Annotated in this window: 10 protein-coding genes and 1 pseudogene; 1 reads left to right on the top strand and 10 read right to left on the bottom strand. The window is 42.0% G+C overall.

Features of this window, described 5'->3' with window-relative positions:
* Positions 1-301: 301 nt before the first annotated feature.
* From ACE1AQ_RS06555 to ACE1AQ_RS06515, 9 genes and pseudogenes are all read right to left on the bottom strand, one after another.
* The gene (locus ACE1AQ_RS06555; protein ID WP_110545530.1) at positions 302-1084 is read right to left on the bottom strand and encodes a bifunctional 2-polyprenyl-6-hydroxyphenol methylase/3-demethylubiquinol 3-O-methyltransferase UbiG; all 783 of its coding nucleotides are present in this window, start codon (positions 1082-1084) and stop codon (positions 302-304) included.
* Between the two features lie 26 nt (positions 1085-1110).
* Complete coding sequence (locus ACE1AQ_RS06550) at positions 1111-1857, bottom strand: FkbM family methyltransferase (RefSeq protein WP_110545527.1); 747 nt, start codon at positions 1855-1857, stop codon at positions 1111-1113.
* A gap of 413 nt (positions 1858-2270) precedes the next feature.
* Positions 2271-3023, bottom strand: coding sequence for a class I SAM-dependent methyltransferase (locus tag ACE1AQ_RS06545; protein WP_110545525.1), 753 nt, complete (start codon positions 3021-3023; stop codon positions 2271-2273).
* 72 nt (positions 3024-3095) lie between these two features.
* Positions 3096-4346 (bottom strand): FkbM family methyltransferase, encoded by a 1251-nt coding sequence (locus ACE1AQ_RS06540; RefSeq protein WP_110545522.1) that lies wholly within the window; start codon positions 4344-4346, stop codon positions 3096-3098.
* 26 nt (positions 4347-4372) lie between these two features.
* Entirely contained in the window at positions 4373-7435 is a 3063-nt protein-coding gene (locus ACE1AQ_RS06535) for an FkbM family methyltransferase (protein ID WP_110545520.1), read from the bottom strand.
* A gap of 11 nt (positions 7436-7446) precedes the next feature.
* Positions 7447-7677, bottom strand: coding sequence for a hypothetical protein (locus ACE1AQ_RS06530; protein ID WP_374808079.1), 231 nt, complete (start codon positions 7675-7677; stop codon positions 7447-7449).
* A 29-nt stretch (positions 7678-7706) separates the two neighbouring features.
* Positions 7707-8651, bottom strand: a complete 945-nt coding sequence (locus tag ACE1AQ_RS06525; RefSeq protein WP_110545515.1) for a PhzF family phenazine biosynthesis protein — start codon at positions 8649-8651, stop codon at positions 7707-7709.
* Between the two features lie 62 nt (positions 8652-8713).
* Positions 8714-8839 (bottom strand): annotated as a pseudogene (locus tag ACE1AQ_RS06520) (IS4 family transposase); the annotation flags it as partial.
* A gap of 196 nt (positions 8840-9035) precedes the next feature.
* Entirely contained in the window at positions 9036-9965 is a 930-nt protein-coding gene (locus tag ACE1AQ_RS06515) for an NAD(P)H-dependent glycerol-3-phosphate dehydrogenase (protein ID WP_008200726.1), read from the bottom strand.
* Between the two features lie 231 nt (positions 9966-10196).
* On the opposite strand from ACE1AQ_RS06515, the gene ACE1AQ_RS06510 reads away from it, so the two are divergent.
* A complete protein-coding gene (locus tag ACE1AQ_RS06510; RefSeq protein ID WP_008200727.1) occupies positions 10197-10628 on the top strand; it encodes an NUDIX hydrolase in 432 nt (143 codons plus the stop codon).
* Positions 10629-10688: 60 nt separating this feature from the next.
* Here the strand turns inward: ACE1AQ_RS06510 and ACE1AQ_RS06505 are convergent, their stop codons facing one another.
* Positions 10689-11906, bottom strand: coding sequence for an ABC transporter permease (locus ACE1AQ_RS06505; protein WP_008200729.1), 1218 nt, complete (start codon positions 11904-11906; stop codon positions 10689-10691).
* Between the last annotated feature and the right edge of the window lie 237 nt (positions 11907-12143).

Below are 12143 nucleotides of genomic sequence, written 5' to 3'. Positions count from 1 at the left end.
CCTTATCCTGACTTGATTTCAGTTTTTTCTTTGTCAGTAAGGGTGTCAACAAGGAATATTACAAATTGTTAACCGAGTCTTGAAAGCCTTGTGCCACAAAGGTTTGAAATGTTAAGAAAGATGTGACTAAAGGACAGCTTAATAAGGGGGGCATCTGATAATTTTTAACGCCTACCTACTTACATAGGAGCGATCAATCTTTGTGTCCTTTGTGTCTTTGTGGTTCGTTCCACCCCCGCGCTAGGAGCAATGTATCTTAGAATACATTTTACCCACCAAATCCAAGAGAGCCTTGACTAGGTTACTTAATGGCAATGTAGGTATGGGCAGCTGCTAAAAGCTCATCTTTTGTATAACCTTTCGCATTTAATTCCTCCAGAATTTCATCGGTTAATAAGTTCTCGCCGTCCTGCCAAATTTCATTTCTGATGATGTAGGAAACATCCAAAGGTTCAACAGCTTTTAGGTATTGAATTGATGACCGAAAATTAAAATAATCGGAAAACATAAAATTTACTAAATTTTCTGCGTAGCTATTTTGGTCGTCCTTAATTAAAGGTACAGAAAGCAAATTAAGTTTTTCCAGCAGTTCAACAAAGGGAACTATATCCTGAAGAGTTTTATGTTGGTTAAGATACTCTAATATTTGATTTTTTGCTAATCTTAAGTGAATCCAGGGATAATCTGAAAACAAGCCATACTGATGATGACCATAGTAAGAATTCCACAGAGACGCACCAACGCAGTAAATTAATCCTCCCGGTTTAGTCACACGAAACATTTCAGCAAAGGCGGCTTCAATGTTAAGAATATGCTCCATTGTTGCCGCCGAAAAGACTATATCATAATAGTTATCAGGTCGAGACATTGCTTCGGCTGACTCCTTAAAATAAGTGACCTTCTCGTGAACAAATCCCGTCCCAATTTCTGCACAGATATCAAGTCCGTGTACTGCGGCTGACTGAAGGAAAAGTTGACAGTCTCTCCCATCATTGCATCCGACAATTAGGACTTTTTTTTCGTGCAGTTTATGACTCGGCACATACTTGAGACAATCTCTAGCATAATAGTCTAAATATCCCATAAATATCCTGGCAATTAATAAGTGACTTAGGCGTAGTACCAATCGGGCATTAGGCCAGATTTAGTGTTGATAAAAAAGCAGTCCAATGTGGCTAAAACTCCCTCCTCATTGCGATAGGGATCTCCCAGATCCCAAAGTCGAAAGTTATAGGGCAACAACCAGTCAACAATTTCATTTAACAGGGGAGTGTTTTGTCCATAGCCTCGATAGAGCCAACATTCTAGAACTAAAATATCCACATGGGGCAGCGTTTTTTCTGCCCCTTTAAGTATCGATAATTCACTGCCTTGAGTATCGATTTTAATAACTTGTGGAATTGGTAGGTTCAAGGTGGCAATGGCATCATCTAAGGTCATTTGTTGGACTTTAACAGGAGTCGTCCGTACACCAGTATTGGTCATATCTAACGCTGTACTACTGACCACGCTATCAGAAAAGACATTCATGGTGATTTCCCCAGTTTTTTCTCCCAAAGCAATTTTGTGTAATTTAAAGGAAGGATATATTTCCAGGGCTTTTTCAAGGAACTCTCGATAGTCAGAGCAGTGGTCTATGAGAGGTTCAAATAAATAGAATTCTGCCTCTGGTAAAATTCTTTTGATATAACAAGACCAACCACTATTAGAAGCTCCGACATCAAAGATAACTCTAGGTTCATGGCCGAGTTTTTTAAGCCGTCTAAAAGTTTGTCGGACTTCCTGCAAAACTTGATCGTCCAAGTCATCCATCATTTTTTGGTAATCTTCATTAAATTGATTAGTTTTGTTAGTCATAATTGAAACAGTTAACAAGCAGTTGTTTTTGAGAAACTAATTAGGGCTTGCTGAATAAATGTGAAATGTAGGTAAGGTAAGGGTTTTGTGGCTTTTCTGGCGAAACAGGTGCAAGATTTTGAGAGAATCGTGCTTCCAAACCTTGCGTCTTCATCGGCCTGCGTCCTGTAGGGGCGAAGCATTCGGGCAATAACCTATCGGTGAAACCGGAGATTTTCTATCCGAATGCTTCGCCCGTACTTTTTCAGCAGACCCTAATTAATCTACTATAGCAGTTATCTTAATGGTGAAGTAGGAAGTCTCTGGTTTTAGGGAACGCCAGAACTGCGGAACGCTGGAACAGTAGCTGGTGGTGGAGAGATGATGCCAAATCCCGTCATACTTCGTCTTTCTAAGCAACGCTGTAAGTCCAACTAGATTAGGATTTTGCTGCCATCTTCATCTAATCCTACAAAATCTTTCCCTTGATATTCCCGCAAACCAAAGCAGTTAAAATCTCCCGGTCTGGAAGTTTTATAGAGAGTGATTTTTTCTGAATAGTTTATCAGGGATAAATCATTATGAAAATTCTCCAATAAATAACGAAGATAGTTGTCGCAGTAGTAGGGGCGAGCTAAATAACCTTTATTAAAACCACACAGGAAAAGTTTCAGGGAAAAAGGAAATTGATAGAGAAAGTTAAAAACTGCGGCTGTCACTTGGGGATAACTGGGGTTAAAAAAGTCATCCATACAAATTATTCCCTCCTCACTCAAAAGCTGATTAGCAATCTGTAAATCATTAAAACAAGCAGAACCAGAATGGGCACCATCTATGTGGATCCATCTACAGCTGGAAAAAAACTGGTGAAGATTAGCTTCATTTTGCCAAAAATTTTGAGATTTACATCGATAAAAATTACTGTTAGAGTGTAAATTTCTGAGAAGCTCTTGGGCTTCGTCAAACATAATCAAGTCAACTAATAGGCAGGTTTCTTCTGGGTTAGCATGAAGACAAGATAAAATAGCTGATTTTCCTTTCCACACTCCTATTTCTAAAAAATTACCTTTGATATAATGGCTGGTTTGATAATTTAGTAAGCAATCCCAGGTTATAGCGGCTTGCTCTAGAAAAAATCCCTCAACTAAAGCTGATTGACTGACATACTCTTGAAATTTACTTGCCATAATTTTACTCTTTATTGCTGTTTTATACTCTGATTTGTTAGCAGATTTTACCTAAAATCCTAGCAATTACAATTAAGCAGAAAAGTAGGTAGCTGGCATAACAGAAGCCGACCAAAGTAGGGCTTGATGGAAGACCTGATAATCTTGGAAAAAGAAAACATTGCCCCAGGAATTATCGAGGGAATAGGCAGAATTACAATAATAACTAACGTCGGAACTGCCCCAAATACGATAGATAACTAGATGCCAATGATAATCTCTTTCTTTCATGGCCTTGACTAAATCTGGTAATTGATTCATCGCTCCCGAACGACCAAAGGGGAAATTTTGATCCCAAAATTCCGCAACTACCACGGGATAACGATAGTTACCCATACCTTTGATTACTTCTAAATCAAAGCCTTCTGTGTCAATTTTAACTAAACCAATATCTTTAGGTAATTCCTCACCATCGTGGAGACTAGCTAGGGTTTTAACAGTAACGGTAATAGTATCGGTAAATACTAAACCTTCCGAAAGAGAATGCTTGGTTAAACTGCTATAAAAGCTGGCATCTTGATAGGTGTTATCTGGGGTTTCATCGGTGGCTATATGCAGTTCTTGGGTTTGATTTTCGGAACCGATAGCTAAGGGAAAAAGCTGGAAATTAGGATGATTACCGAGGCGATTTTTGAGCTTATCGATGACGGGAGGAAAAGGTTCAAAGGCATAAACTTGATAACCAGCTTGTAGGAGACGACTAGAAACATCGCCCCGATTAGCACCAATATCTACTGCAAGACGATGGGGAAGATAGGAATATAAATAAGTCATTAATTCGATGTCTAAATCTTGGAAATATTTTTGATCGATAATGACTTTGTATTTTTGAGCGTGGATGTCTTCCAATATTTTCTGGTTATCTTCTTGAATTTTTTGGAGAGCATCAAGAATTAAGCTGCTTTGCTGGTAAGCAGTTTTTTGGGAATCTTCGTGATTTTTTAGCAGGGTATTCAGAATCAAGTCCCCTTTTTGTTTCCAGTCTCCCGTTAATAATTGGAGATTTTTAACTATATCTACGGAAAACTTGAGCAAAAAAGCTTGATTTTGCAGTGATAAATCAGCCTTTCGCTTGGTTTCTGCATTTTCTTGTCGGATTTGCTCCGTGGAGTTATTGAGTTGCTCAACCTTAAAATCTAAGGGATCAAGCTGATTAAGTTTCTCCAGTTTTTGGATTTGTTCAAGTTGGACATGACTGAGTGAATCAAGTTTTTCTAGAAATAAATCTTTGACCGCTTTAACTCGCTGAACTATTTTATTTTTGGCTAATAATTGTTTGATCATTTTGGCTAGTGATTAGGTAAATTGTCTTAAGCTTGACTGGGAGAATTTTCAATTTTGCGGCTAGTTTCGGGAACTAACAAATCTTGGCGAATAAAAACCACTTCCTTTTGGAGGAGTGTGCCATCAATGGGGGATCTCCATTCGCCGGTTTCGTCATAATAACGGAAACCAAGCTGATCCAAAAGATTAAGCATTTCATTGAAAACGAGAGCGTCCTGATCATAGCGAATAAAGGAGAGTTCAGCAACGACTAAATCTACCTGAGCGATAAATTCTTTCGCTCCTTCTAAGACGATATGCTCGGCACACTGCACGTCTAATTTTAATATTCCTCTGCCAGAAATTTGCCGATCTGTCGCCACCTGATCGAGGGTTTTTACCGCCACTGTAATCGTTTCATAGTTTCTAAAATCGGCGGGAGTAAGTAAGGAACTACCGTACAAATCGGGGGAAACTTGAAAACTTAACTGACCAGCTTGATTAGAGATGGCAATTTCTAGTAATTCCGCTTTAGGAATATTACAGATATAGTAATTTCTGGCCGATTGCTCGTATTTTGAGATTAGCGGATCGATGAGGATAAAACGAGCTTCAGGGAATAATTGACTAGCGGTATGAGACCAAATACCGTGGGAAGCTCCCACATCAACCACAAAATCGGGCCGATATTTTTGCCCTCGTAAACGTCGCATGACTTGATAGACTTGAGCATAATCTTTATAAATAATTGCGGGAACGGGGGGTTCAATAAAGTGAACTAAATCGATCGGCGATCGAGGTAAAATCGCTTCAAATCTGTCATCGGCCGCCTGTTCTTTTTCTAGGGACTGCCACACCCATTGATCGATCCCCTGATCCGAGAATTTTGCCGCTACTTTAACGGCATTTTCTCGCATTCTTTGCTGATTTTCTGGGTTAAGAACGTATTCCACGGCTGCCGCCAAACTTTCGGGTGTATAATCACAAACCACACCGATTTGAAAGCGATTAATAAAGTTAGCCGCCGAGGTTTTATTACTGCCTAAAAGAATTACCGGGGTGTTAGCGGTGGCGAGGTTAAAAATAATCCGCCCGGGTAAACTAAGACGAGACAATTCTGTCCGATCATCTCTTTCGTCCATGGTTCCCGTGGGAACAATGACAAAGGGATATGCTTGTAGTTGTTGTCCTAGTTGTTCTTCGGGATAAAGTCCTTGGCTATAAAGTCCCCATTTTTCTAATTCTGCGGCAGATTCTTTGAGCCAATAATAGTTAGAATTGCCATACCAATCTAGTTTAATCCCTGCCCCTTGAATACTCTCTAACAGAGATTGGAACCATTGGGGACTCCAAATGCTCCCTAATAAAGCTCCCCATTTTTCTTGACAGCGTTGGGGAGAAACTTCGGCAACTTCACTATTAATGAGACGGTGGGGAACGATCGCCGGTAGGAGCCAAAATTTGTAGCCGTACTTATTCTCGTAAGCGTCGCGGAGTTCGGGATGGGTGGCAAAACGAACGGAACATTTGCTTAAAAACTCTTTCATCAAAGCATCGGGAATCTCCTGAACGCAGATATTCTGATCGTCCATGATGTAGGTGGCAAGGGGAACATTAAATAATTCCTTAATAGCGATCGCTGTCAGAATATCGCTGGCGTAATAAGGGACACAAAAAACGCTCTCAATCTGGTTGTGTGCGAGGGTTTTTAGCACTGACTGAAACACTTGCGCTCGCGATAGCTCTCGGTGATCGAGAAGAAGACTGAAGGCCCCAAAATCCTGTTCCCCACCGTAGTGATCAGCGGAGCGTATGGAAATAATTTGACGATTATCGGCAAAGATTCTTTTTACTAGGGCCCCTGTACCGTGCTGTTGATTGACTTCACAGGGGGTAATAATAGCATGGCCGCAGATGTAGTGGTTCTGGAAGATAGCAAAGCGATCATCGATGGGTTTTCCCTGTTCTAATGATCGCCAGAGCCAATCGTCAAAATGATCGGCTTTTAAACTGGAGGCTAATTGATGACTAGCCTGACGAAGTTTTAGTTGATAGTTATAGGTGTGGAGTTTGGCGATTTCTGTCAAGAAACTTGCGGCCGCATAATCACAGACAGAACCGAGGTCAAACTCTTGCACAAATTTAGCAGCAGCGCTATCCTTCTGACCGACCACCAGAATGGGGGTGTTAGCGGCAGCGACGATAAAAGGGATACGGGAGGGTAAGCTCAAATAGGAGAATTCTGGCCGATCCTCTTCTTCCGCGGAACTGCCAGTGGGAACAAGGGCGAAAGGAGCTTGACGTAGGTGGTTAATTAGGTCAGCCTGGGGACAGTACCCTTGAAAGAAAATTCCATCCTGCGCTAATTCTTCCTCTTGGAATTGCAACCATTGACGATTGGGATTACCATACCAATCAATTTTTATTTGGGATTCCCGACATAACTGACGCAGTTTTTCTAACCAATTCTGAGACCAAATATTACCAATTAAAATGCCTCGCCCCATCAGATCAGGCATGACAATTTCAGGGGGAAACAGATAGCTTTCGACGAGGGGAGGGATAAACCAGATTTTCTGCCTATATTTTTTTTCATAGGCTTGGCACAAGGGCAAAGAAATGCCTAAAATTAGATCGCTGCTATCGAGTAGGTTCTGAACTGCTTGATCGTCAACGACATCAATATGCACATTCTGATCATCCATCAGGTAAGTACAAACCGGGACTTGAAAGAGAGATTTAATCGCTGTGGCTACATAAAAATCTTCCACAAAGTAGGGAATTACTAAGACTCTTTTCGGTTTTAAATAAACAAATAAATTTTGGATTTTTACTAAAATTTCCCCGTAGGAACAACCGCGCACATCTAGGCAAAAATTCCGAACGCCAAAATCCTGGTCTCCTCCGTAGAGATTAGTGGTTCGTAAGGAGACTATCCCACCAGTATCAGGGAAAATTCTCTTTAAAAGAACCCCGACACCGTGATTCTCATTGATTTCGTTTGCAGATACTATAATATCATAACTTTCTTGGAATTTGTCGGCAAAACTATTTAAGTCTTGTAAGGACAAACTAAGTTCTTTTTGTAGTTCCTGATAAGAGGTGAGCATAATGACTAATTTTAATAGACTTTAACTATAGACATTCCATGACCGCTGACAGATTTTCTCAGAAAAACCAAGCATGACCTCGTTTTGCTTACTGCCTCGTCATTAAGATAACTGCCGTATTTTTCCTTGGTTATCCCTCTAGAAATTTTATATTTTTCGATATACCCTGTCAAACTTATTCTCATCCATCCCACAAAACCGAGATTGATCCTTGCATCTCTTAATGTTTTAACATTGTTCATCTCCTTTTTACTAACTTCGGCCACCGCTCTCACAATGACCTTTTTATATCACTTTTTGTTTCCCCATCGGGAATTATCATCTTGCCTTGGCAGACTAGAACTGATGCACCACCCACAGAAACTTCCGTAATTGACCGGTTATTTTTCTGAAACTTTAATTGTATGGTGCTTGGTCTGCCCATTTCCACCCCTTGGATTATTGTCCATTGATTCATCCCTTCCCTAGAAGATTCTAAAGCCCCTAGGTAGCCCGCCAAAGCGGCCACAGCCGAACCAGTGGCGGGATCTTCCATAACTCCCAAACCGGGGGCAAACATTCGGCCATAAATACGAGATTGGGGTGATTCCGGGTCAAAACAGCAGACAAAAAGGGAATTAGCGGGGGATTGGCCCAATAATGATGACCAGAGAGTTAGATTTAGTTTTATTCTCCCTAAAATATCGCGATTTTTGACGGGGATGAATAAAAAAGGGAGACCGCAGGAAAAGGCGCGGGGGGGATAACCGGGTAAGAAATCGGCAACGCTTAGGGAAAGAATCGCCGCTAAATCATCGAGAGCATAATTATCCGCCACTAATTCTGGCAATTGTGCCACTTTTAACTCACTATAGACCGGTTTTTCCCCGTCCATGAGAATTTTTACCGGTACTAAACCGACTCCTTCCTCCAGATAAATCGTGGTTTCTTGGTGGGGGGGAATAGCACCGATTAGGGCTAAAATATAGGCCGTGCCGACGGTAGGATGACCAGCAAAGGGTAATTCGGTACTGGGTGTGAAAATACGGACTTTTTTGCTGCCTTGGTCTGTTTCTGGCGGAAAAACGAAGACTGTCTCTGAGAAGTTAAATTCGGCGGCGATTTTTTGCATCTGGGTGCGGGTTAATCCGGATGCTTCCGGAAAAACCGCCAGGGGATTACCGCCAAAAACGCGATCGCTAAAAACATCGGCGGTATAGTAGGAATAGGTAGGCACGCGGGGGATAGAGCAACAGTTATCGGAGAATTTTTTGATCTTACAACTATTTTCACCCGTGGATGAGATAGTCCCCAAGTCTGGCTGATATCATGTAACCTTCGCAGTCCCAACCAAATAGTTTTAACACCTGGTTCACCGTCGCCTTTTCTCGCTAAAAAACCCCCGAGAGAAGCCATCATTTTGACCCCTGAAGCTTGACAATAGGGTGAATTGCCCAAATCAGAGCCGGCACTTGCGGCGGCTAGATTGGCCGAGGCTTGTCATACACTTGTACTAAATGGCCAGCCAAGTTTTCCACAATACGGATTAATCTTTTCGGCTCTTCACTCCCCAACCCCCCACTGATTACTGTTTACTGCTTACTAAAAAATCTCTTGTCTCTTAATCAAATTCTGCTTTTAAATCCCGACGCATCAATTCATAAACGGCAACTTGGGGAGAAATTTCCCCGCGCAAAAGACAATCAACTTGACAGGTAATCGGTACATATAAATTTTTTTCTTGGGCAATTCTCATCAAAACTTCTGTGGTATTTATTCCCTCGGCAGTTCCCTCTAATTTCGCTAAAACTTCTGGCAAAGATAAACCTAAAGCTAATTGATAACCCACTTGATAATTGCGAGATAAAGGACTATTACAGGTGGCTAATAAATCCCCTAAACCCGATAAACCGAAGAAAGTTTCTTGACAACCTCCTAGACAAGTTCCCACCCGAACTATTTCCGGTAAAGCGCGAGTTAACAGGGCAGATTTAGCATTAGTACCTAACTGTAAACCATCACAAACCCCAGATGCGATCGCCATGACATTTTTAAGAGTGCCACCTAACTCTGTTCCCAAGGGATCGCTATTCAGATAAACCCGAAAAGATTCCCCAGATAATAATTTTTGTAACAATATTGCTGCTTTTTGCTGATAACTTGCTACCACCGTAGCGGCGGGTAAACCTTGATTAATTTCTTTAGCTAAATTGGGACCGGAAAGAACCACAAGGGGATGAGCGGGAAAAGCTTGATTCCACAGATGAAAGGGGGTACGAGTGGTGATTGGCTCTAATCCTTTAGTAGCGGTGACGATAATTATGCGAGAATTTAATTGTAATTGCTGTAATTTTTCGATCATTGGAACAACTCCTTTAATCGAAACGGCCGAAATAATTACGTCAGTATCTGCTATAATAGCCCCTAAATCTTCCCCGGTATGACGGGACCAAACCCTAACAGCTAAGTGATTACGTCTAGCCAAATTAGCCAGAGTTTGCCCCCAAATTCCCCCACCTATAACCGTAATTTTCTTGGCATTTTCTAACAACTTTTATTCTCCTCCTTATTAGTGATCCCTGATCAGTGACTGGTTAGAAATGATTCGATTGTAAGATTATGAGTGTTAAATGGAATTATTGACCGATTACTGATAAGTAGGTAGGTGTTAAGAGTTGTCAGACACCCCCCTTATCAAGGGGGGCAGGGGGTATCAGAGGCAAAATCTATCTTCTATTTAATTATAACTACTTACTTAACTGTTCACTGATAACTGAAAAAAATGACAACCTATCGCAATCCTGCCCCTACTGTTGATATTATCATCGAACTGATCGACTCGCCCCACCGTCCGATCGTACTAATTGAGAGAAAAAATCCGCCCTTTGGCTGGGCAATTCCGGGGGGATTCGTGGACTACGGTGAGTCGGTGGAAACGGCGGCCATTCGGGAAGCTTACGAGGAAATCAGTTTAGAGGTGCAGTTAATCGAGCAATTTCACGTCTATTCCGATCCTAACCGCGATCCGCGTCAACACACCATTAGTATTGTTTTTATCGCCACGGCAAAAGGCAAACCGATTGCTGCCGATGATGCCAAAAAAGTGGGGATTTTTCATCTCTGGGAATTCCCCCAACCCTTATGCTTTGATCACGATCGCATTCTCAATGATTATCGTCGTTATCGGGATTATCAAATTCGTCCCACACATTAAACCCCAACTTAGCTATAAAAGCAATCCTTGCCAAAAACGTCCCCGAAAAAACTTAAAAAATTATACACTTCTGAGAGCGACAATCGGTTCCAATTTAGAGGCACGATAGGCGGGAAAAACGCCGAAAAAGAGACCAATACCCGTGGAAACGCTCAAAGACAGGGCGACGGCGCTGGCGGAAACAGTGGCAGCCAGGGGAGAGAAACTGGAGACGAGAACGATCGCTCCTGCACCGAAGAGAATACCAAACGCACCGCCGGCGATGGAAACGAGAGTTGATTCAATCAGAAATTGTAGGAGAATATCCTGTTCTCTGGCTCCGATCGCTTTTCTTAGTCCGATTTCCCCGGTTCTTTCCGAAACCGAAACGAGCATAATATTCATCACCCCGATACCCCCGACAATTAGGGAAATACCGGCGATTAGAGCCAAAAGTAGGGTTAGACCCTTGGTAATCGTGTCGAAGATTTCGATCATCTGTTTAGCAGTTTCGACGCGAAAATCATCCTCAGCGACGATTTTATGGCGTAAACGCAGAAGATTCTGGATTTGGAACTTAGCAGCGCGGATTTCCTCCCCCGATCGCGCAGTGAGACTAATCCAACTCAACTCGACACCGTAGGGTCCGGTTTTGCCCACCAGTTGCGAGTTCATGGTACTGAGGGGAATAATCAGCATTTCATCCTGATTACTGCCAAAAAAGGAGCCTTTCGCCTCTAAAATCCCGATCACCTCAAAACTGAGATTTTTGATCCGCAGCTGTTGACCGAGGGGATTTTGGGTGGGGAAAAGTTGCGCCGCCACTTCAGTGCCGATTACCGTTACCCGTTTGTTGCGGGCTAGATCGATATTATTGATAAAACGACCTTTTTCTAGGGTAAAATTGCGGACAGAAGCGTATTCTGAGGTGCTTCCCGTCACTAGAGCCGTCATGTTGCGATTACGATGGGAAATCAGGAAACGAGCGTTTATTTCCGGAGCGACTTCAGCGACGGTGGGAACCTGTTCAGCGATCGCTTGAGCATCGGCTAAAACTAAGGTTTTCGGTAAATCAACGGTGGTATTGCGTGCTTGTCGCGACCCCGGCACCACAAAAAGGGTATTGGGTCCCAAGTTAGCAAACTGGTCATTGGCTAAGGTTTGCGCCCCTTGGCCAATCCCGATCATGGCCACCACCGAAGCGTTACCGATGATAATTCCTAACATGGTCAGGCCGCTACGCACTTTATTGGCCCTTAGGGTGGAGACGGCCATTTTTAAACTTTCGACGATAAACATATCAGTTATCAGTTATCAGTTATCAGTTATCAGTTATCAGTTATCAGGTTTAAGTTTTAAGTTTTAAGTTTTAAGTTATTAGGTTTAAGTTTTCAATTTTGGTTCTTCGGTTTGTGTTATGTAATGGACGGGGGTTATAAGAGATGGAACCCTTATAGAGAAAGACATTGGACGATTTTTGTCAATTGTTTTTGATCTAGAGCGAGCTAATCAGTTAAATCTTTTGCCAGATAAGGA

It is taken from the genome of Microcystis sp. BLCC-F209, from assembly GCF_041928595.1.
GTDB lineage: Bacteria > Cyanobacteriota > Cyanobacteriia > Cyanobacteriales > Microcystaceae > Microcystis.
This window is presented reverse-complemented; position numbering and strand designations above follow the sequence as displayed.

Excerpts from the sequence above, each read along its gene's own strand:
- ACE1AQ_RS06530 (WP_374808079.1), bottom strand. The coding sequence starts at position 7,677 with ATGAACAATGTTAAAACATTAAGAGATGCAAGGATCAATCTCGGTTTT.
- ACE1AQ_RS06555 (WP_110545530.1), bottom strand. The coding sequence starts at position 1,084 with ATGGGATATTTAGACTATTATGCTAGAGATTGTCTCAAGTATGTGCCG.
- ACE1AQ_RS06550 (WP_110545527.1), bottom strand. The coding sequence starts at position 1,857 with ATGACTAACAAAACTAATCAATTTAATGAAGATTACCAAAAAATGATG.
- ACE1AQ_RS06540 (WP_110545522.1), bottom strand. The coding sequence starts at position 4,346 with ATGATCAAACAATTATTAGCCAAAAATAAAATAGTTCAGCGAGTTAAA.
- ACE1AQ_RS06545 (WP_110545525.1), bottom strand. The coding sequence starts at position 3,023 with ATGGCAAGTAAATTTCAAGAGTATGTCAGTCAATCAGCTTTAGTTGAG.
- ACE1AQ_RS06535 (WP_110545520.1), bottom strand. The coding sequence starts at position 7,435 with ATGCTCACCTCTTATCAGGAACTACAAAAAGAACTTAGTTTGTCCTTA.
- ACE1AQ_RS06510 (WP_008200727.1), top strand. The coding sequence starts at position 10,197 with ATGACAACCTATCGCAATCCTGCCCCTACTGTTGATATTATCATCGAA.
- ACE1AQ_RS06505 (WP_008200729.1), bottom strand. The coding sequence starts at position 11,906 with ATGTTTATCGTCGAAAGTTTAAAAATGGCCGTCTCCACCCTAAGGGCC.